19 protein-coding genes are annotated in these 19,508 nt (G+C 62.0%); 11 read left to right on the top strand and 8 right to left on the bottom strand.

Annotated features, from left to right (window positions below; all coding sequences use genetic code 11):
* On the bottom strand, positions 1-1,236 hold the full coding sequence (locus tag AC1Q6Y_RS17020) for a 3-methyl-2-oxobutanoate dehydrogenase (2-methylpropanoyl-transferring) subunit alpha (RefSeq protein ID WP_057715213.1): 1,236 nt from the start codon (positions 1,234-1,236) through the stop codon (positions 1-3).
* Positions 1,237-1,421: 185 nt separating this feature from the next.
* Between AC1Q6Y_RS17020 and bkdR the strand changes: the two genes are divergently transcribed.
* Entirely contained in the window at positions 1,422-1,910 is a 489-nt protein-coding gene (gene bkdR, locus AC1Q6Y_RS17015; RefSeq protein ID WP_007976593.1) for a Bkd operon transcriptional regulator BkdR, read from the top strand.
* Positions 1,911-2,038: 128 nt separating this feature from the next.
* Here the strand turns inward: bkdR and AC1Q6Y_RS17010 are convergent, their stop codons facing one another.
* The gene (locus AC1Q6Y_RS17010; RefSeq protein ID WP_492624835.1) at positions 2,039-2,902 is read right to left on the bottom strand and encodes an MBL fold metallo-hydrolase; all 864 of its coding nucleotides are present in this window, start codon (positions 2,900-2,902) and stop codon (positions 2,039-2,041) included.
* A 118-nt stretch (positions 2,903-3,020) separates the two neighbouring features.
* Between AC1Q6Y_RS17010 and AC1Q6Y_RS17005 the strand changes: the two genes are divergently transcribed.
* From AC1Q6Y_RS17005 to nahK, 6 genes are all read left to right on the top strand, one after another.
* Positions 3,021-3,362, top strand: coding sequence for an ArsR/SmtB family transcription factor (locus AC1Q6Y_RS17005; RefSeq protein ID WP_007976596.1), 342 nt, complete (start codon positions 3,021-3,023; stop codon positions 3,360-3,362).
* A 163-nt stretch (positions 3,363-3,525) separates the two neighbouring features.
* Positions 3,526-4,770 (top strand): NAD(P)/FAD-dependent oxidoreductase, encoded by a 1,245-nt coding sequence (locus AC1Q6Y_RS17000; RefSeq protein ID WP_492624834.1) that lies wholly within the window; start codon positions 3,526-3,528, stop codon positions 4,768-4,770.
* A 9-nt stretch (positions 4,771-4,779) separates the two neighbouring features.
* Positions 4,780-5,586 (top strand): sulfite exporter TauE/SafE family protein, encoded by an 807-nt coding sequence (locus tag AC1Q6Y_RS16995; protein ID WP_492624833.1) that lies wholly within the window; start codon positions 4,780-4,782, stop codon positions 5,584-5,586.
* Positions 5,587-5,795: 209 nt separating this feature from the next.
* On the top strand, positions 5,796-6,980 hold the full coding sequence (locus AC1Q6Y_RS16990; protein WP_492624832.1) for a porin: 1,185 nt from the start codon (positions 5,796-5,798) through the stop codon (positions 6,978-6,980).
* A gap of 154 nt (positions 6,981-7,134) precedes the next feature.
* A complete protein-coding gene (nosP, locus tag AC1Q6Y_RS16985; protein ID WP_090454961.1) occupies positions 7,135-8,298 on the top strand; it encodes a nitric oxide-sensing protein NosP in 1,164 nt (387 codons plus the stop codon).
* Positions 8,228-10,861: a hybrid sensor histidine kinase/response regulator NahK/ErcS' gene (nahK, locus tag AC1Q6Y_RS16980; RefSeq protein WP_150814567.1), complete on the top strand. Its 2,634-nt coding sequence runs from the start codon at positions 8,228-8,230 to the stop codon at positions 10,859-10,861. Before nosP ends, nahK begins: the two co-directional genes overlap by 71 nt.
* Positions 10,862-10,969: 108 nt before the next feature.
* On the opposite strand, the gene AC1Q6Y_RS16975 is transcribed toward nahK, so the two are convergent.
* The 6 genes from AC1Q6Y_RS16975 to AC1Q6Y_RS16950 all read right to left on the bottom strand — a co-directional run bounded on the left by AC1Q6Y_RS16975 (position 10,970) and on the right by AC1Q6Y_RS16950 (position 16,163).
* Positions 10,970-11,635, bottom strand: a complete 666-nt coding sequence (locus AC1Q6Y_RS16975) for a response regulator transcription factor (RefSeq protein ID WP_057715204.1) — start codon at positions 11,633-11,635, stop codon at positions 10,970-10,972.
* Between the two features lie 56 nt (positions 11,636-11,691).
* Entirely contained in the window at positions 11,692-12,249 is a 558-nt protein-coding gene (locus AC1Q6Y_RS16970) for a PQQ-dependent catabolism-associated CXXCW motif protein (RefSeq protein ID WP_492624831.1), read from the bottom strand.
* 223 nt (positions 12,250-12,472) lie between these two features.
* Entirely contained in the window at positions 12,473-13,264 is a 792-nt protein-coding gene (locus AC1Q6Y_RS16965; RefSeq protein WP_492624830.1) for an ABC transporter permease, read from the bottom strand.
* A complete protein-coding gene (locus AC1Q6Y_RS16960; RefSeq protein WP_492624829.1) occupies positions 13,261-13,992 on the bottom strand; it encodes an ABC transporter ATP-binding protein in 732 nt (243 codons plus the stop codon). Before AC1Q6Y_RS16960 ends, AC1Q6Y_RS16965 begins: the two co-directional genes overlap by 4 nt.
* Complete coding sequence (locus tag AC1Q6Y_RS16955; RefSeq protein ID WP_090454965.1) at positions 13,989-14,948, bottom strand: YVTN family beta-propeller repeat protein; 960 nt, start codon at positions 14,946-14,948, stop codon at positions 13,989-13,991. Before AC1Q6Y_RS16955 ends, AC1Q6Y_RS16960 begins: the two co-directional genes overlap by 4 nt.
* Before the next feature lie 30 nt (positions 14,949-14,978).
* The gene (locus AC1Q6Y_RS16950) at positions 14,979-16,163 is read right to left on the bottom strand and encodes an ABC transporter substrate-binding protein (protein ID WP_492624828.1); all 1,185 of its coding nucleotides are present in this window, start codon (positions 16,161-16,163) and stop codon (positions 14,979-14,981) included.
* Between the two features lie 210 nt (positions 16,164-16,373).
* Between AC1Q6Y_RS16950 and pedF the strand changes: the two genes are divergently transcribed.
* Genes pedF through AC1Q6Y_RS16930 form a run of 4 tightly spaced genes read left to right on the top strand, consistent with a single transcriptional unit; the run spans position 16,374 to position 19,441 of the window.
* Positions 16,374-16,835: a cytochrome c-550 PedF gene (gene pedF, locus AC1Q6Y_RS16945; protein ID WP_057715198.1), complete on the top strand. Its 462-nt coding sequence runs from the start codon at positions 16,374-16,376 to the stop codon at positions 16,833-16,835.
* Between the two features lie 3 nt (positions 16,836-16,838).
* The gene (locus AC1Q6Y_RS16940; RefSeq protein WP_154860158.1) at positions 16,839-17,714 is read left to right on the top strand and encodes a substrate-binding periplasmic protein; all 876 of its coding nucleotides are present in this window, start codon (positions 16,839-16,841) and stop codon (positions 17,712-17,714) included.
* A 10-nt stretch (positions 17,715-17,724) separates the two neighbouring features.
* Complete coding sequence (locus AC1Q6Y_RS16935; protein ID WP_154860157.1) at positions 17,725-18,486, top strand: quinoprotein dehydrogenase-associated SoxYZ-like carrier; 762 nt, start codon at positions 17,725-17,727, stop codon at positions 18,484-18,486.
* A 16-nt stretch (positions 18,487-18,502) separates the two neighbouring features.
* On the top strand, positions 18,503-19,441 hold the full coding sequence (locus AC1Q6Y_RS16930; RefSeq protein ID WP_492624827.1) for a quinoprotein relay system zinc metallohydrolase 1: 939 nt from the start codon (positions 18,503-18,505) through the stop codon (positions 19,439-19,441).
* Positions 19,442-19,508: the final 67 nt, after the last annotated feature.

Below are 19,508 nucleotides of genomic sequence, written 5' to 3'. Positions count from 1 at the left end.
TCAGATCCCCAACTCTTGACGCTGGCGCTTCAAGTGCTCCGGCATCTCTTTGTAGACGTCTTCGAACATGGTCGCGGCGCTCGGAATCTGGCCGCCGGCAAGGGTGCCGTACTGTTCGGCTTCTTTCTGTGCGGCGATCACTTGGGCTTCGAGCTCGGCGCTGACGGCGGCGTGTTCCTCTTCGGACCACTGGCCGATCTTGATCAGGTGCTGCTTGAGGCGCGCAATCGGATCGCCCAGCGGGAAGTGGCTCCAGTCATCGGCCGGACGGTATTTCGACGGATCATCGGAGGTCGAGTGCGGGCCGGCGCGGTAGGTGACCCACTCGATCATGGTCGGGCCGAGATTGCGCCGCGCACGTTCGGCAGCCCAGGCGGAGGCGGCGTAGACCGCGTAGAAATCGTTGCCGTCGACCCGCAGGGAGGCAATGCCGCAACCGACGCCACGACCGGCGAAGGTGGTGGCTTCACCACCGGCAATCGCCTGGAAGGTGGAGATCGCCCACTGGTTGTTGACCACGTTGAGGATCACCGGCGCGCGGTACACGTGGGCGAACGTCAGGGCGGTGTGGAAGTCCGACTCAGCGGTGGCGCCGTCGCCGATCCACGCCGAAGCGATTTTGGTGTCGCCCTTGATCGCCGAGGCCATGCCCCAGCCCACGGCTTGCACGAACTGGGTGGCGAGGTTGCCGGAGATGGTGAAGAAACCGGAGTCCTTGACCGAGTACATGATGGGCAACTGACGTCCCTTGAGCGGATCGCGCTCGTTGGACAGCAGCTGGCAGATCAGGTCGACCAGCGGTACGTCGCGGGCCATCAGGATGCTTTGCTGGCGGTAGGTCGGGAAGCACATGTCGTCGATGTTCAGGGCCAGGGCCTGGGCGCTGCCGATGGCTTCTTCGCCAAGGCTCTGCATGTAGAACGACATCTTTTTCTGACGCTGGGCGACCACCATGCGGTTGTCGTAGATGCGGGTCTTGAGCATGGCGCGCATGCCCTTGCGCAGGATCTCCACCGGTACGTTTTCGGCCCATGGGCCGAGGGCATTGCCCTGGTCGTCGAGCACGCGGATCAGGCCACGGGCCAGGTCAGCCGTGTCAGCCGGTTCAACGTCGATTGGGGGTTTGCGCACCGTGCCGGCATCGGTCAGATGCAGGTAGGAGAAGTCGGTTTTACAGCCGGGACGGCCCGAGGGTTCGGGGACGTGCAGGCGCAGCGGTTCATACGCTTGGGTCATGGCTTCTACGCTCGATCTTGTGAATTTCTTGTAGTGAGCTGACAGATTTCGTTCGGTAGAAGAAATCTTGTCCTACAACAATCATAGGCCCGACCAAGAAGAATATTTCTCTCTGTTTCGTTGCGCTAAAGATCATTTGCAGATAAAAAACCTGCATAAACATAAAAAACAGGTGGTTTTGTCTCATGCGCAAACTGGACCGTACCGATATCGGCATTCTCAACAGCCTTCAGGAGAACGCGCGCATCACCAACGCCGACCTGGCACGTTCGGTGAACCTGTCACCCACGCCGTGTTTCAACCGGGTCAAGGCCATGGAAGAGCTGGGGGTGATTCGCGAGCAAGTGACGCTGCTCGATGCCGATCTGTTGGGGCTGCATGTGAATGTGTTCATTCACGTCAGCCTGGAGAAGCAGGTGGAGGAGGCGTTGCAGCATTTCGAAGAAGCGATTTCCGATCGCCCCGAGGTGATGGAGTGCTACCTGATGGCCGGCGATCCGGACTACCTGATCCGGGTGCTGGTGCCGACCATCCAGTCGCTGGAGCGTTTCATGATGGATTTCCTGACCAAGGTGCCGGGGGTGGCGAACATCCGTTCGAGCTTTGCGCTCAAGCAGGTGCGCTACAAAACAGCACTGCCGTTGCCGGCCAATGGCCTGACTTTGGGTAACTGACACGATTACTCTGTAGGAGCGAGCTTGCTCGCGATGGACGTTAACGATAACGCGAGTCTTCTGGATAAACGCGTTGCCCTCAAGTCCATCGTCGGAACGCCGCCCGGAGCAAGCTCGCTCCTACAGGGTCAGAATTTGTTCAGAGGGATTTTCAGGTAGGTCACGCCGTTGTCCTCGGCCGGCGGCAAATTCCCCGCCCGCACATTCACCTGGATCGCCGGCAGCAACAGTGTCGGCATGCCTAGCCCTGCATCACGTCGTGTACGCATTTCCACGAACGCGGCTTCATCGATCCCGTCATGTACATGAATGTTGTTTTTGCGTTGTTCGCCGACGGTGGATTGGCACTGGGGCGCGCGGCCATTGGGCGGGTAGTCGTGGCAGACGAACAGCCGCACGCTGGCGGGGAAGGCCAGCAGTTTGTGGATCGAGGCAAACATCTGGTTGGCATTGCCGCCCGGGAAATCGCAGCGGGCGGTGCCGACGTCGGGCATGAACATCGTGTCGCCCACCAGAATCACATCGCTGTCGACCAGGTAGGCCATGTCCGCCGGGGTATGGCCGGGCACGTGCAGGGCGGTCGCCTTGAGGTTGCCGATCATGAACGATTCGTTGGGGGCGAACAGGTGATCGAACTGGGAGCCGTCGACGCGAAAGGATGGCTCCAGATTGAACAGCGTCTTGAACACGTCCTGGACCTTGCTGATTGACTCGCCAATGGCGATTTTGCCGCCAAGCTCCCTGCGCAGGTACGGCGCGGCGGACAGGTGATCGGCATGGGCGTGGGTTTCCAGCAGCCACTGCACCTGCAGCTTGTGGGCACGGACGAAGGTGATGATTTTGTCAGCCTGGGTCGTCGCGGTGCGTCCGGCGGCACCGTCGTAGTCGAGCACCGGGTCGACAATCGCACACTGCCCGCCATCAGCCTCATAAACCACATAACTGTAGGTCGAGGAGGCGGGGTCGAGGAAAGCTTCAATCAGTGCGGGCATGGACACGAACCTGTGCAGGGTTGGAAAAGTCAGGCGGCGAAATTTCAGTCATGGGTTGCAACATTATATGTTTAAACATAATGTTTACAGCTTAAGTGACGTTGAAGGCATCCTGCAAATGCAATCCAGTCTGACCGAATGTGAAGTCGCCCAGCTGCGCGCCTCGGCCTCCAAGGCGTGTGCGCTGCTCAAGGCCCTGGCCAATGAGGATCGCCTGTTGATCCTGTGTCAGCTGACCCAGGGCGAACGCAACGTAGGCGAGCTGGAAAAAATGACCGGCGTGCGCCAACCGACCCTGTCCCAGCAATTGGGGATCCTGCGCGATGAAGGACTGGTCGCCACCCGTCGTGAAGGCAAGTACATTTTTTACGGTCTCGCCAGTCACGAAGTGATCCAGGTGATGAAAACCCTCTCCGGGCTGTACTGCGGGGCGGTGCTCAAAAGCTGGGTTCAACCTTGATCTTATTCAACACACCGAACCTGTGGGAGCGAGCTTGCTCGCGATGGGGCCGGCACATCCAACATTAATGGCGACTGACCTGACGCCATCGCGGGCAAGCCCGCTCCCACAGGTTTTTGGTTTGACTCGTAACAATCCTTGCGTGCAGCAAAAGGAACAAGCAATGAACGATCAACACTGGGGCCCATCCATCAGTGCAGATATCGTGGTCATCGGCGGCGGCACGGCGGGCATCGGCCTTGTCGCCAGCCTGCTCAAGCGTAGCCCGCATCTGAACATCACCGTGATCGAACCCGACTCCCGGCACTACTATCAACCGGCCTGGACGCTGGTCGGCGGTGGTGCCTACAACGTGGAAAACACCGTGCGGCCCATGGCGTCGGTGATGCCGCGCGGGGCCCATTGGCTGCAGGCTGCCGTGACGGGCATCGATCCCGACAAGCGTCAACTCACCCTCGGTGACGGGCGTACGGTCGTCTATCAAAACCTGGTGGTCTGCCCCGGCCTGCGCCTGGCCTGGGAGAAAATCGAAGGCCTGGAGGACACCCTCGGCCAGCACGGCGTGACCTCCAACTACAGCTATCGGCACGCGACCTACACCTGGGACCAGGTGCAGAAATTACGCCGCGGCAAGGTGCTGTTCACCCAGCCGGCCATGCCGATCAAATGTGCCGGAGCGCCACAAAAGGCGCTGTACCTGTCCTGCGATCACTGGACCAAGAGCGGTGTGCTGAACGACATCGACGTCGAGTTCAATCTTGCGGGCGTGGCACTGTTCGGAGTGCCGACCTTTGTCCCGCCACTGATGAAGTACATCGAAAAGTACAAAGCCCGGTTGGCGTTCAACTCGAATCTGGTCAAGGTCGACGGCCCGGCGAAAACCGCGTGGTTCGACGTCAAGGATGCCGATGGCAATGTTACCCGCCAGGCAAAAACCTTTGACCTGCTGCATGTCGTGCCACCACAAGTCTCCCCGGACTTCATCGCCCAAAGTCCGCTGGCCGACGCTGCCGGCTGGTGCGAGGTCGATCCCCACACCCTTCAACATCCGCGCTATCCAGGCGTGTTCGCGCTGGGTGACATCTGCGGCACCACGAATGCAAAAACTGCTGCGGCGGTGCGCAAGCAGATCGTGGTGGTGGCCGAAAACCTGCTGGCTTTGCGCAAGCAGCAACCGCTGCCGCTGAAGTACGACGGCTATGGCTCCTGTCCGCTGACGGTGGAGAAGGGCAAGGTGATCCTTGCCGAGTTCGGGTACGCGGGCAAGTTGCTGCCGACCTTTCCCCTTGACCCGACGATCCCGCGCCGCTCGGCGTGGTGGCTGAAGGCGACACTGCTACCGTGGTTCTACTGGAACGGTATGCTCAAGGGCCGCGAGTGGCTGACACGTGTGTCCAGGGTCGACTGAGAACTCCGTATGTTGCTGGCAAGTCTGTTTGGTGTAGTGATGGGGTTGGTGCTCGGCTTGACGGGCGCCGGTGGCGGTATCCTTGCGGTCCCGGCCCTGGTGTTGGGGTTGGGGTGGAGCATGACCCAGGCCGCTCCGGTGGCGTTGTTCGCGGTGGGCAGTGCGGCAGCGGTCGGTGCCATCGACGGCTTGCGCCATGGCCTGGTGCGTTATCGCGCAGCGCTGCTGATCGCGGCATTGGGTGCGGTGTTTTCGCCGATAGGCATCTACTTTGCCCACCAGTTGCCGGAAAAAATCCTGATGATCCTGTTCAGCCTGCTGATGGCCATGGTGGCCGGGCGGATGTTGCGCCGCGAGCGCAAGGATGAGGGTCCCAGCGATCATGGTCAGGCCAACTGGGGCCAGAAGAACTGCATGCTCGATCAACAGACCGGGCGCTTTTCCTGGACCGCCAAATGCACCGCGACCCTCGCCGCGCTCGGGGCAGTAACCGGCGTGGTCTCTGGATTGCTGGGGGTGGGCGGCGGCTTTCTGATTGTCCCGGCCTTCAAGCAACTGACCGACGTGCAGATGCGCGGGATTATCGCCACGTCGCTGATGGTGATCAGCCTGATTTCCGGCATCGGCGTGATCGGCGCGTTCCATGCCGGGGTGCGCATCGACGATTCGGGTATTGCCTTCATCGTCTCCAGCATCGTCGGCATGATCATCGGCCGCAAGCTCTGCGCCCGGGTGCCGGCGCGGGCGTTGCAGGTCGGATTCGCCAGCATCTGCGTCGTGGTCGCCGCCTACATGCTGTTCAGGGCCAACGCCTGACCGGTACCGGTTCCTGTGGACGCCAGTGGGGTCCACAGGCCTACACCCTTAGTGGCGAGCCTCACTGACACGCGGTCTTACACCGTAGTGGTCACACACCGCCAGCCAATCCAAAGCACCTGAAAACCAGCCCCAAGGCAGCGTATGGCGCCGCCCGTCAGGTTTCGATAATCGCCTCCGACACTCAGTCCCCCGTTTCGGAGCGCGCCATGCACAACAATAAGAACGTCACGCATCGTTTTCTGCCTGCCTTCATCGCCAGCCTGTCCGCCCTTGGCCTGAGCCCGCTGGCCGAGGCGGATATCATGCTGTACGACAAGGACCAGACCACGTTCTCCACCGACGGCTACATCAACGCCTTCTACGTGAACAGCGATGTCGATCGCGCCGGCGATCAGTTCGACCGTCGACAGTCGCGGGTCAAGATGGGGTTCCTGCCCAACTACCTGGGGTTCAACATGGGCAAGCAGGTAGACGACCTCAAGCTCGGCGCCCGTGCCTCGTTCTGGGTCACCATCAACGACAGCGAAACCAACGGCACCGACACCGCCATCGATGTGCGGCAGTTCTTCGGCACCGTGGCCAACCCGGAGTGGGGCGAGGTGCTGATCGGCAAGGACTTCGGGCTGTTCGCCCGTTCCAACATCCTGCTCGACGAAATGCTCGCCGGTTATGGTCAGGTCAGCGATACGCTGGGGCTGGTGGATGGCGGCGGGGTGTCGTTCGGCAACATCGGCACCGGTTATCCGTATCCGTTCCCGACCTCGCAGATAACCTATCGCACCCCGGTGATGGACGGTCTGCGCGTGGCGGTCGGCATCATGGACCCGGTGGACACCAACGACAGCAGCCCGACGGGCAAGGCCTATCAGGAAAACCCGCGTACCGAGAGCGAAGTCACCTATCAATTCGACCTGGCCGGGGCAAAGATCTACAGCTGGGTCAACGGCAGCTACCAGACCTCGGACAACACTGATTCCACGGTCGAGACTGTCACCTCCAAGGGTGTCGGTTATGGCGTGCAGGCGAAGATGGGCGGCTTGTCCCTCACCGGCTCCGGTTTCCAGGCCAAGGGCATCAACCCGTTTTTCACCAACAATGCCGGCGAGCCGACCCTGCGCAATGTCGACAGCGACGGCTACCTGATGCAGGGCTCCTACAAACTGGGCAAGAACCGCCTGGCCTTGTCCTACGGCAAGACCAATGACGATGGCAACGGCGTGGTCGGCAGCGGCGCAGACTACGAGACCCGCGGCATCTCGTTGTTCCATGACGTGAACGACAACCTCAAGCTGGTGGCCGAGTACAACCAGTTTGAAATCAATGGCCACGACACCGATGAGCAGAACGAAGACACCGACACCTTTGCCGTGGGTGCGGTGCTGACCTGGTAACCCCGGGAGGTGGCCCTGGCCGTGCGCATCGCGGCGAGGGTCGCCAACCGTCTCATCCCATCGAAGCGGCTACCCGCTACCCAAGTAGCATTCGTCGCACCTCACAGACTTCGTACACTCGTGCCTCATACACACGCACCTGCCGGAGGTGACGATGCAGTCGGTCCAGAACGAAGGAATCGTCAGTGCGATGTCCCAGGCCACCGATGCCCGGCAGGTCGCGCAGGAACTGGCACGACAGTTGTTGCACCCGCACCTGGGGTTCGTGCTGTTCTTCTGTTCCGCCGAGTACGACTTGCAGGCGCTGGGCCAGGCCTTGCAGCAAAGCTTCGGCGGCATTCGCCTGGCGGGCTGCACCAGCGCCGGGGAAATCACCCCGCTGGGCTACGGACGCAATTGCGTGACGGCGGTGGGTTTCGATCATCGGCACTTTTCCATCGCGATCGAGCTGATCGACCAGATGGAGCACTTCAGCCTGATCGACGCCCAGCAAATGGTCGAGCGCCTGGTCAGCGGCTGTCGCAGCAATACCCTGGCCCCGATCAAGGGCAACAGCTTTGCCCTGACCCTGCTCGATGGCCTGTCCAGCCGTGAAGAAATGGTCCTGGCGGCCTTGAGCGCGGCATTGGGCGACATTCCGCATTTCGGCGGCTCGGCCGGCGACGATAACTACCTGACCCATACCCATGTGTACTTCGATGGCGAGTTCCACAGCGGCGCGGCCGTGGTGGTGCTGGTCAATACCTGGCTGGATTTCGAAGTGTTCACCACCCACCACGTGCTGCCCCGCGCCGAAAAGCTGGTGGTCACCGGGGCCGACAGCACCTTGCGCCGGGTCTTCGAACTCAATGCCGAGCCGGCCGCCGCCGAGTACGCCCGGCACATCGGCGTGCCGGTGGCGCAACTCGATCACCGGGTCTTCGCCGCGCACCCGTTGGCAGTGCGGATCAACCAGCAGTACTACGTGCGGGCCATCCAGCAGGTGCATCCGGACCTGAGCCTGAGCTTCTACTGCGCCGTGGAAAACGGCATCGTCCTCACCGCCATGACCCCGGGGCCGATGCTGCCGAACCTGCAAAGCCTGTTCGAGGGTTTGCAGGAGCGCCTGGGTGATTTGCTGCTGACCATCGGTTGCGACTGTTTCCTGCGGCGTCTGGAACTCGAAGACGACGGCAGTCTTGATCAGATCGGCACGTTTTTGCGTGAGCAACGGGTGATGGGTTTCAACACCTACGGAGAACAGTTCAATGGCATGCACATCAACCAGACCTTCACCGGCGTTGCCATTGCCCGTGGCCGTGCCCCAGGACATCGCTGAGCTGCAGGCCGAGCTGGCCAGGCTGCGCCTGGAAAACCATAAACTGCAGCGCATCAATGGCGCGCTGATCGAACGGGTCGAGTCCGGGGTGACCCGCGGCAACGATCCGTACGCGGCATTCCAGCATTCGGTGGTGCTGGCCGAGCAGGTGCGCGAACGCACCGATGCCCTGAACCAGGCCATGGCCGAACTCAAGGCCGGTAATCATTTGCTCAGCGAAGCCCGCCTGCGCGCGGAAACGGCGCATCAACACCTGATCGATGCCATTGAAAGCATTTCCGACGCCTTCGTCCTGTTCGACGCCGAGCAGCGCATCGTGCTGTTCAACAGTAGGTTCAAGGCGTTCTGGAGCAACAGCCGGGTGCGGATCAATGCCGGCATGCGCCTGACCGAGGTCAAGCGGCTGATGATGAATAACGGCCTGTTCACCGAAGAGCCACGCGGGCATGCCGACGAAAATCTGCTTTACCGCCTGCAGAACGGGCGCTGGCTGCAAGTCAGCGAGCGGCCGACCCAGGAAGGGGGGCGGGTGATTCTGTTCACCGACATTACCGACGTCAAACTCAGCGAAACCGTACGCCGGGAACAGGCGGTGGCGCAGAAGTCGCACCTGCTTCAACGGGCGGTCGACAACCTGTCCCAAGGGGTGGCGATGGTCAGCGCCGAGGGCATTCTGGAGTTGTGGAACCGGCGTTTCCTGGAGTTGAGCGGCCTGGCGCCCGTGGCGGCCCATCGCCCGTTTGCCGAAGTAATCGCCGACAGCGAGTTGAACCTGCTGACCCCGGCCAGTCGCGATGGCAACGGACGACCGGTACGCGAATGCGAACAGCGCCTGTACGATGGCCGGGTCCTGGAAATCCGCACCCATGCGTTGCCCGCCGGCGGCTTCGTCAACACCTTCACCGACATTACCGAACGCTACCAGCACGCCGAGGCGCTGAGTGAAAGCGAGCACTGGATTCGCCTGATCACCGATCACGTACCTGCATTGATTGCCTACCTCAATGCCGACCTGGTCTACGAGTTCACCAACAAGGTCTACGAAGAGTGGTACTGCTGGCCTCGCGGCGTGATGCTCGGCCAGAGCCTGCGCGAAGTGCACAGCGAACAGCATTACCAACGGCTGGAGTCCTACGTGGCCAGGGCGCTGGCCGGCGAGAGCGTGACATTCGAGTTCGCCGAAACCAACGTCAACAATCAGGAGCGCTACATGCTGCGCTCCTATGTGCCCAACCGTCTGGCCAGTGGCGAGGTGGTGGGGATTTTCGTGCTGATCCGCGACATCACCGAACGCCGGCGCACCGCCGAGGCGTTGCATCAGGCTTATCAGAACCTTGAGCTGCGGGTGCGCGAACGCACGGCGGAATTGACCACCCTCAATGACCAACTGCTGCGCGAGATCGATGAGCGTCGCCTGGTCGAGTCACGCTTGCGCGAGGCCAAGCAGGAGGCCGAGCAGGCCAACCTGTCGAAGACCAAGTTCCTCGCCGCCGTCAGCCATGACCTGCTGCAACCGTTGAATGCCGCTCGGCTGTTTACCAGTGCGTTGCTGGAGCGGCGCGAGCCGATGTCCAGCGAAGTTCTGGTGCGCAACGTGAGCAATTCCCTGGAAGACGTGGAGAACCTGCTCGGCACCCTGGTGGATATTTCCAAGCTCGATGCGGGGGTGATCAAGGCCGATATTGCGCCGTTCGCCCTCAGTGAACTGCTGGACAACCTGGCCGCCGAATACACCCAGGTGGCGCGCAGTGAAGGCCTGCAACTGCACTTCATCGGCTGTTCGGCGCTGGTGCGCAGTGACATCCAGCTGCTCGCCCGGATTCTGCGCAACCTGCTGAGCAATGCGATTCGCTATACCTACAGTGGTCGCGTGGTACTCGGTTGCCGGCGGCATCATCAGTGCCTGACGATCGAAGTCTGGGACAGCGGCATGGGCATTGCCGAGCATCGCCTGGAGGAGATTTTCCAGGAGTTCAAGCGCGGTGATGTGCAGCGACCCGATCAGGATCGCGGCCTGGGCCTGGGCCTGGCGATTGTCGAGAAGATTGCCGGCATCCTCGGGCATCGCATTCATGTGCGCTCGTGGCCGGGCCGGGGTTCGATGTTCTCGGTCGAAGTACCGCTGAGCGCCACCGCGCCGAAACCGCCGCCGACGTTGCAGATGAGCGAGCCGATGCTTGAGCGCCTGCGCGGTGCGCGGATATGGGTGCTGGACAATGACGCGACCATCTGTGCCGGCATGCGCACCTTGCTGGAGGGGTGGGGGTGTCGGGTGGTGACGGCGCTGTCGGAGGAGGACCTGGCGCGGCAAGTGGACAATTACCACGCCGAGGCCGACCTGCTGATTGCCGATTACCACCTGGACAACGATCGCAACGGTGTCGACGCCGTGGCCCGGATCAATGCCCGGCGCGCGTCACCGGTCCCGGCGATGATGATCACGGCCAACTACAGCAATGAACTCAAGCAGCAGATCCGCGAACTCGGCCACACCCTGATGCACAAGCCGGTGCGGCCGATGAAGCTGAAGACGGCGATGAGTCATTTGCTCGGCCGGCCTTGAAATCCCGGCGTTTTTGCCACCGCTATCGCGAGCAAGCTCGCTCCCACAGGGACAGCATCGTACCTGTGGGAGCGAGCTTGCTCGCGATGAGAGCGACGCGGTCTTGACTCAGCGCCGCAGATAAGACCCGAAATCAATATCCCCGGCACTCAGGATCGCCTGCACCCGGTTGTGCACGTTGAGCTTGCGCAGGATCGCCGAGACATGGGCCTTGACCGTGGTCTCGGCGATTTCCAGGGTGTAGGCGATCTGCTTGTTCGATTCGCCCTTGGTCATGCGTTCCAGCACCTGCAGTTGTTTGCGGGTCAGGGCCTGAAGCAGTTCGGGCGGGAAGCCCGGGGTGTCGTTCATCCGCCGGTGGGTACTGCTTTTGGCGGTGCGGATGATGTCCGGGGGCAGGTAGACATTGCCATTGAGAATCTGCTGGATGGCATCGGTCATCTGGGTACGGGGTGAAGACTTGGTGATGAAACCCACCGCACCGTAGGTGATGGCTTGCAGCACGATCTGTTTGTCCTGCTCGGCGGAGACAATCACCACCGGAATGGTCGGCGCTTCGTTACGCAGGTTGATCAGGCCATTGAGCCCGTGCATGCCGGGCATGTTCAGGTCGAGCAGGATCAGGTCCAGGTCATCGTGTTCCTGAGTCAGCGCCAGGGCGCTGTCCAGGTCGGCGGTTTCCATCACTTCGGTGCCGGCAAAACCGTCGCTGATGACGTTGTGAATGGCTTCGCGAAACAGCGGGTGATCGTCGGCTATCAGGATTTTGTACATGGCCTTTCACCTCATTATTTTGATTATGGTGTGGCAACTACACGCACGCGTAAAGCTCAGGGAAAGGGTTCGGGGCTGGCTGGCGAAACCGGCAGATTGGCCGCTTGCCAGGCGTCCAGGCCATCGCGATACCAATACAGAGTCTTATAGCCCATGGTGGCTGCGCGTTTGACCGCATTCCAGCTCAACCAGCAGTCGGAGCGGCAGTAGAAGACCAGCGGTCGCGTCGGGTCGCCGCCAGTCAGTGATTTCAGGTTGCGGGAAAAGTAATCCTGCCAGGCGGGCGTCAGGTCACCGTCACCGGTATTGGCCAGCCAATGGCTGCCGGGCAGGTTTTCATGGGGCTGGTCTTCGATGAACTGCCCTTGCAGCCACTGACGGCGGTAGACGTCGATCAGCACCGGTCGCGGGGTTTGGCCGAGCAGGGTTTGCAGGGCGGGGGTGTCGATGATGGTTGCGCCTTGCAGTTTTTCCGGCGTCGGGCTGCGGTACAGGCCGATGCGATAGCCGTCGGTGGAGAACAGCGCCGTGTCGGCCTGCGCGGTGCTCAGCAGCAGGCCCAGCGACAGGGCGGCGAGAGTAGGGCGCAACAGGCAACGTCGGGCTCGCGGCATGGGTTCGGTCCTTATAGTTATGGACCTATTACATGCCAGTCGGGGGGCGTTGGGAATGCGACGATAGACAGGAAAACCAGTACTAAAGTAGTAATTTCACGCTGTTCAATGAAGATCCCCCCTGTAGGAGCGAGCCTGCTCGCGAAGGCGTTGGATCAGTCAGCTCATTTATTGAATGTGCCACCTTCGCGAGCAGGCTCGCTCCTACAGGGGGATTGTGGTGTTAGCTGGCTTTGCGCAAGGCAGCATGCTGCGGGTTGAAGGTCAGCACGGCGAGCAGCGCGAACAGCAGCGTCAAACCCGCACACACCGCCAGCGCCAGCGGGTTGAAGCGTTCATACAGGGCGAAGCGCACCAGTTCCACCGCATGGGTAAAGGGATTCACCGCGCACAGCCAATACAGCCACTGGCTGGCCTCGCGCATCTTCCATAGCGGATACAGCGCCGATGACAGGAAAAACAGCGGGAAGATCACGAAGTTCATCACCCCGGCAAAGTTCTCCAGCTGGCGGATCGCGTTCGACAGCAACAGGCCCAGTGCGCTAAGCATCAACGCCACCAGCAACAGGGCCGGCAACACCAGCAACAGGCCCATGGCCGGTGGCCGCACGCCGTAGACCCAGGCAATCGCCAGGAACGCATACACCTGCAACAACGAAATCAGCGACGTGGCCACCAGTTTGCTGCACAGCAGAAAGGTTCGGGGCAGGGGGCTGGTCAGCAGCACGCGCATGCTGCCCATCTCGCGGTCGTAGACCATCGACAGTGACCCCTGCATGCCGTTGAACAGCAGGATCATGCAGGCCAGCCCGGGAATGATGTAGACCTCGTACGGTATGTAGGTGTCGTAGGGCTCGATGATCGCGATCCCCAGCGCCGCGCGAAAGCCGGCGGCGAACACCAGCAGCCACAGCAGCGGCCGCACCAGGGCGCTCAGAAATCGGGTGCGTTGCAGCACAAAGCGCAGCCATTCGCGCAGCACGATACCGCGCAAGCATTGCCAGTAAGCGTTCATTGGACAACCCCTGATGTCGTAAGGCGAGTGAAGGCCGAGCCGAGATCGCCGCCGTGCTCCAGGCTCAGGGCGTCGGCCTGCCCACTGGCCACCAACCGACCTTGATGCAGGATCAACAAGTCATCGCTGGGCTGTACTTCGTCGAGCAGGTGGGTGGTCCAGAGCACGCTGATGTGCTCCTCGCGACACAGGCTGCGGATGTGCAGGTTAAGCGCCAGGCGACTCGCCGGGTCGAGGCCGGCACTGGCTTCATCGAGCAGCAGCAGGCGCGGCTCATGCAGCAGGGCGCGGGCAATTTCCACCCGGCGACGATGGCCGCCATTGAGTTCGCGCACCCGTTCGCGGCGACGGTCGGTCAGGGCCTGACGGGCCAGTTCGGCGTCGATCCGAAGGTCGGTCTGACGCCGGGACAGGCCATGCAATGCCGCGTGATAACGCAGGTTCTGCTCGACGCTGAGGTCCAGGTCCAGGGTGCTTTGCTGGAACACCACGCCCAATTGCCTGAGTGCCGGGCGTGCCGCGCTGCGCAATGAACAGCCACCGACGCGGATCTCGCCTTGCTGCAGATCATAGAGCCGGGTAAGCAGGGCAATCAGGGTCGACTTGCCGGCGCCGTTGGGCCCCAGCAGCGCGGCGAAACGCCCGGGTTCCAGGCTGAAACTCACCTTGCGCAAGGCCTCCCGGGAGCCGTAGGCAAAGCCCAGGTCGCTGACTTCAAGGGCGTTCATGGCGTCACCACCACGCCCCAGGGATAGCGCCCGACCTTCACCGATTTGCTGACCTTGAGGCTGTCGACATCGATCACCGAGACATCGCCGCTGACGCCGTTGGTGGCCAGCAGTTGCTTCTGATCCGGGGTGAACGCCATCTGCCAGACCCGTCGACCCACTAGCAGGTAATCGAGAATCTCGAAAGTCTTGGCATCGATCACCGCCACATGATTGGCCGGGCCCAGTGCGACGAAACCGTACTTGCCATCGGCGCTGAGCTTGATGCCGACCGGCTGGACCTTGTCCGGGTGCACGCCCTTGATCTGGAAGTTAAGGGTCTTGAGCACGGTGCGGCTGGCCACATCGAGAATGGTCACGGTGCCGCCGATTTCCGCCGAGGCCCAGAGCTTCGCGCCATCGGGGGAGAACTCGACGAAGCGCGGGCGCTGGTCCACCAGGGTGCTGTCGGCCAGGGTCTGGGTGCTGGTGTCGATCCAGTGCAGCATGTTGGTGGTTTCGCTGGTGTTGACCGCCCACTTGCCGTCGGGGCTGACGGCCATACCCTCGGGCTCGACGCCGACGTTGATCTGGCCGAGTACCTTGGAGGTCTCGGTGTCGATCACCGTGACCAGCGCATCGTCTTCGTTGGAGACATACAACCAGCGATTGTTCGGGTGCAGGGCGAATTGTTCAGGGTCTTTGCCCGAGGGCAATTCCTTGATGATCTTGCGCGTGGCCACGTCCATCACCTGGACCCGGTCCGAGTCGCTGGCGCAGATGTACAACAACTTGTTGTCATGGGACAGCAGCAGGCCGCGAGGGCGCTGGCCGACGGGCAGGGTGTCGGTGACTTGCAGGGTCTGCATGTCGATAAGGCTCAGGTTGTTGTCCTTTTCGTTGGAGACCCAGGCAGTGCTGGCAACGGCATTGCCAGCGGCGAGCAGCAAGGTGCAAGAGAGCAGGGTGCGGCGCATGGCGGATTCCTTGTTGTTGTGATGTTCGGATCAGGGAAAGCGGCAGCTGACCTCGGGCTTGTCGTAACCCAGGCTGTCCATCTCGTTGAACGGGTGCAAAAAGCCGTCCTGGGGTGAGGTGCTGACCAGCGCCCGGGGCTGGACGATGGGAATCGGCTGGCGCAACTGACCGTTCCACGACCGGTAGCTGAGCTTGCGACCCTTGAAACCGTCGAGCGGCAACTGATCGCTGATTTCAATCGTACGGATCGCCATCGGCTCGGCCTGGCGCAGTTTGCTCACAGCGCTGGCGATACTGCGCACGGCCATCCATGCCGCGAAATCGCGGTCATTCATCCAGCGTCCGGTCAGGGCTTCAAAGCGTTTTTGCAGCTGCGCGGCGCCGTAGGTTTCCACGGTCTTGTGCCAGCCCACCGGGGTCAGGCCCTGGGTGCCGGCGACCGGGCGCGGGTACCAGGTCTGGTAGGGCACGTATTCACCGAAGTCGCCGCGTTCATCGGCCACCAGCACCACGTCGTACTCGGCGGTCTGGGTGAACAGCGGCATGTCGGCCTGGGCGCTGCGGCGTTGGTCGTTATCGAAGCTCCAGGGTTTTTCCGCCACCAGTTGCAAACCGAAGCGCTTGGCCGCGCGGCGCAGGGCGGCGGCATAGGCTTGATCGTCCGCCGTCGGGCCGACAATCAGCAGCGCCCGCTGCCATTTGCGCAACACCAGAAACTGCGCCAGCGCATCGGCGAGCATCGCCCGGCTCGGCAAGGTGTGCAGCACGTTCGGCAGGCAATCGCTGATGCGTAGGCTGTCGTCGGGGCTGCCGGCGTTGAACAGTAGGCTATCGGGCAGTGCCGCACTCAATTGGCGCAGGCTGGTCGCGGGGGCATTCACCACAAACAGGCGCAGGCCCTGTTCATGCTGCACCTTTGCCGCTTCGAGCAAGGCCTCGGGGCTGTCGACACTGGCGCTGACCAGGCTGTAGCCGTGATTGAGAAAACGCCCGGTGCTGTTGCTGTCGGTGATCGCCAGTTCGGCGCCGCGCAGCCCGGCATCGGTGGGCTCGGGGATGACGTTCGACAGCAACGGGCCGGCGTCGGGGCGATAACCCAGGTAGCCGATCCGCACCTGCAAGGGCGCATCGGCGGCCTGACTCTGGGTGGCCAGGCCGGCGGCGCAGGCAATCGCCAGCAGGTAGATCAGGGCGTAAGGGATGAGCTGGCGCATAGGGCACTCCTTTACAGGTAGCGCCAGCATAGGTAGCCCGTGAAGCTGAGGAAATATGCAGAAAGTACCGGTGGTGTCCATCCAGCGCCTTACTACCAAGGGACTAGGTAGCGACCACCAAAGCAGCATGGGGTGAGCGCGATGCCGTTTCTAAGATGGCTGCCATAGCCTCTGCCAAGAGGTTTTGCGTGCAATCCAGAGGGCATAACAATGACAACAAAACGCAACGCCTTGCTCGTGACCGGGCTATTGGCCAGTTTGATCAGTGCAGGTTCCGTCTGGGCCCACGGCAATGTGGTGCCACAGGCTGTCGCCACCCAGGGCTTGACCCCGATCAAGGACGCCGGGGTGCAGCTCGATGCCGATGGCTGGGCCGCGGTGAACCCGTATCGCACCGCCCCGGAACACGACAAGGCAGTGGAAATCGGCGCCTCTGCCTATACCCAGAACTGCGCGGCCTGTCATGGCCTGGAAGCCAAGTCCGGCGGTATCGCCCCCGACTTGCGCATGCTCGATGTCGGCGAGGCGGGCGATGAATGGTTCGCCGAACGGGTGCGCCATGGCGCGGTGCGCGACGGTCGGGTGTACATGCCGAAGATGGCCGACTACCTGAGCCAGGAAGCCCTGTGGGCGGTGCGTACCTATCTGGACACTGTGCGCGTCGAGGAGTGACCCATGCGCCTGCTCGCGGTGTTGATCAGCGCTCTGTGGCTGTGCTGCCAGGCGGCGCAGGCGCAGGTTCGCAACTACGACGAAATGATCGCCGCCGGGGAGCTGAAGGTGGCGGTCTACAAGGACTTCGCCCCCTACAGTTTCGAAAGCGCCGGAAAGCCCCAGGGAGTCGATGTTGAACTCGCCGAGGCCTTGGCCAAGGCACTCGGTGTGCGCCTGTCGCTGATCTGGGCACCGGCCGGGGAAAAACTCGATGACGACCTGCGCGACTACATCTGGCGTGCCAGTGCCTTGCACAACCAGCAACTGGCCGACCTGATGATGCGCGTGCCCTACGACCGTGACTACGCGCAGAAGCGCAACGAGTTCGGCGAACTGGTCAACGGCCAAGTGGTGATGTTCGGTCCGTACCAGAACGAACAATGGCAGGTGGCCTATGACCGCCGAAGGCTGGACAAGGTCGCCAGCGTCGCGGTGTTCGAGCATCACCCGATTGGTGTCGAAGTCGACAGCGTGCCGTCGTTCTACCTGACCTCGGTGTTCAACGGCATGCTCGCCGGCAAGACCCATCACTATTCGGGCGTACCCCAGGCGTTTGCCGCGATGAAGGCCGGTGAGGTCGACGCGGTGATGGCCATGCGCGGCGAAATCGACTGGCAGGTGCACGAAGCGGCCGACCCACAGGTGGCGCTGGCAGAAAATGCCTACCCGAACATGGGCAAGCAGCTCTGGGAAATCGGCATGGCGGTGCACGAAAGCAACCGTCAACTGGCCTATGCCGTGGAAGAGGCGTTGGAAGCGCTGATCCGCGACGGTTCGGTGAAGACCATCTACGGCCATTACGGCCTGCGTTACGACGTGCCCGAGATGTATCAATAAGGAGCAGGCGATGAAATGGCGAGGGAGTTGTCTGTTGGCCTGCTGGTTGAGCCTGGCGGCACAGGCCGGCGCTATCGATTCCGGCAAGGATCCGGTGCCATCGGTGATGTGGGCCTTCTACCATCAGCGGTTTCTGGGCAATGCGCCGTTCGTGTTCGATGAGCGGGTCAAGCTGCTGGCGCCGCCGTTTGCCGAAGATGCCCGGCAGGTGCCGCTGGAAATCGATGCCCGGGCGTTCAATGGTGAGGTGGTGAAAATCCTCGCCTGGGCAGAGCTGAATCCGTTGCCGAAAATCGTCGACTTCCAGCCGCTGAATTCGGTTTTGCCGTGGCTGTCTTTGCGCATACGCATCGAACAGGCGACGCCCTTGCGCGCGGCGGTGTTGACCCGCGACGGCGTGTGGCATGTCGGCTCGACCCTGATTGACGCCGCGGGTGGCGGTTGCACCGCGCCGAGCGTGGTGCGGACTCAACCGGGCTGGGAGGAGCGCATCGGCGAAGTGCTCGGCGGCCGTTATCCCCGGGACGGGTTCAGCCGTTTGCGTATGCAGGTGGCCCATCCCATGGACAACGGCATGGTCAGCGGCATTCCGGAATTCTTCATCAACCATGCCGAACTGCGCGACCGCAACGAGCAAGTGCTGGCCCGGCTGGAGCTGTTCCCCGCGGTCAGCGAAAACCCCAACCTGGCCTTCGACATCGAAGGGGCAGGGCAAACGCGCCTGCTGCTACGGGACAACAGCGGCAATGAGTTCGATGCGTCGATCCCCTGACCCTAAGGAGCGTGGCATGCGCTGGATCCTGTTGATGGTGTTAAGCGTCAGTCTGCCGGCCCTGGCCGATCTCGAGTACTCGCTCAAGCCCCGGCGGATTGCCCAGGACACCTGGTTACTGGAAGGCAGCACCGATAATTTCGCCAAGGCCAACGGCGGCAACATCGTCAACACCGCGTTTATCGTCACTGAGCGCGGTGTGGTGGTGATCGACACCGGGCCGTCCAGGCGTTACGGCGAAGCGATGCGCAAGGCCATTGCCGCCACCACCGACAAGCCGGTGATCGAGGTCTTGCTGACTCATCACCACCCGGACCATGTGCTGGGTAATCAAGCCTTCACCGACGTGCCAATCGGCGCCTTGGCCGGCACCAGCGAGCTGTTGCACCAGCAAGGCGATGCCATGGCGGAGAATATGTACCGGATGGTCGGCGACTGGATGCGTGGCACCGAAGTGGTGCTGCCCACCCAGGCGCTGACACCCGGCGTGAAAAGTTTTGGGAATCACGATCTGCGCTTGCTGAGCCTGGGTGGGCATACGGGCGCGGATCTGGCTATTCTCGACCAGCAAACCGGCGTGCTGTTTGCCGGGGACCTGGTGTTTTATCAGCGGACGCTGACAACGCCCAACAGTCCAGGGCTGTCGGTGTGGCTGGCGGACATCGCGACCCTGCGAGGCTTGCCCTGGACGCAGATCGTGCCGGGCCATGGGCCGGTGTCGAGCGATCCACAACCCTTCGAGCAGATGCGCGATTACCTGACCTGGCTCGATCAGCTCATGCGCGACGGCGCGGCCAATGGCAGTGATATGGCCGAGATGATCCGCAGCCCCATCCCTGAACGTTTCGCCGGGATCAACCTGAGCCGTTATGAACTGATCCGCAGCGTCAGTCATCTGTACCCGCGCTATGAGCGAGGGCAGATGACCCGGGTGGATTCTGCCGCGCAAAAGTGAGCAAACACAGCCCCCCCTGTGGGAGCGAGCTTGCTCGCGATGAGGTCCTGACAGTCAACATTGATGT

The sequence above is a fragment of the Pseudomonas sp. GW823-FHT06E10 genome, assembly GCF_058794995.1.
Note: the sequence above shows the minus strand (reverse complement) of the source record. Positions and strands in the feature narration are given on the sequence as shown.

Coding starts and splice junctions, on each gene's coding strand:
- AC1Q6Y_RS17020 (WP_057715213.1), bottom strand. CDS start 1,236: ATGACCCAAGCGTATGAACCGCTGCGCCTGCACGTCCCCGAACCCTCG.
- bkdR (WP_007976593.1), top strand. CDS start 1,422: ATGCGCAAACTGGACCGTACCGATATCGGCATTCTCAACAGCCTTCAG.
- AC1Q6Y_RS17010 (WP_492624835.1), bottom strand. CDS start 2,902: ATGCCCGCACTGATTGAAGCTTTCCTCGACCCCGCCTCCTCGACCTAC.
- AC1Q6Y_RS17005 (WP_007976596.1), top strand. CDS start 3,021: ATGCAATCCAGTCTGACCGAATGTGAAGTCGCCCAGCTGCGCGCCTCG.
- AC1Q6Y_RS17000 (WP_492624834.1), top strand. CDS start 3,526: ATGAACGATCAACACTGGGGCCCATCCATCAGTGCAGATATCGTGGTC.
- AC1Q6Y_RS16995 (WP_492624833.1), top strand. CDS start 4,780: ATGTTGCTGGCAAGTCTGTTTGGTGTAGTGATGGGGTTGGTGCTCGGC.
- AC1Q6Y_RS16990 (WP_492624832.1), top strand. CDS start 5,796: ATGCACAACAATAAGAACGTCACGCATCGTTTTCTGCCTGCCTTCATC.
- nosP (WP_090454961.1), top strand. CDS start 7,135: ATGCAGTCGGTCCAGAACGAAGGAATCGTCAGTGCGATGTCCCAGGCC.
- nahK (WP_150814567.1), top strand. CDS start 8,228: ATGGCATGCACATCAACCAGACCTTCACCGGCGTTGCCATTGCCCGTG.
- AC1Q6Y_RS16975 (WP_057715204.1), bottom strand. CDS start 11,635: ATGTACAAAATCCTGATAGCCGACGATCACCCGCTGTTTCGCGAAGCC.
- AC1Q6Y_RS16970 (WP_492624831.1), bottom strand. CDS start 12,249: ATGCCGCGAGCCCGACGTTGCCTGTTGCGCCCTACTCTCGCCGCCCTG.
- AC1Q6Y_RS16965 (WP_492624830.1), bottom strand. CDS start 13,264: ATGAACGCTTACTGGCAATGCTTGCGCGGTATCGTGCTGCGCGAATGG.
- AC1Q6Y_RS16960 (WP_492624829.1), bottom strand. CDS start 13,992: ATGAACGCCCTTGAAGTCAGCGACCTGGGCTTTGCCTACGGCTCCCGG.
- AC1Q6Y_RS16955 (WP_090454965.1), bottom strand. CDS start 14,948: ATGCGCCGCACCCTGCTCTCTTGCACCTTGCTGCTCGCCGCTGGCAAT.
- AC1Q6Y_RS16950 (WP_492624828.1), bottom strand. CDS start 16,163: ATGCGCCAGCTCATCCCTTACGCCCTGATCTACCTGCTGGCGATTGCC.
- pedF (WP_057715198.1), top strand. CDS start 16,374: ATGACAACAAAACGCAACGCCTTGCTCGTGACCGGGCTATTGGCCAGT.
- AC1Q6Y_RS16940 (WP_154860158.1), top strand. CDS start 16,839: ATGCGCCTGCTCGCGGTGTTGATCAGCGCTCTGTGGCTGTGCTGCCAG.
- AC1Q6Y_RS16935 (WP_154860157.1), top strand. CDS start 17,725: ATGAAATGGCGAGGGAGTTGTCTGTTGGCCTGCTGGTTGAGCCTGGCG.
- AC1Q6Y_RS16930 (WP_492624827.1), top strand. CDS start 18,503: ATGCGCTGGATCCTGTTGATGGTGTTAAGCGTCAGTCTGCCGGCCCTG.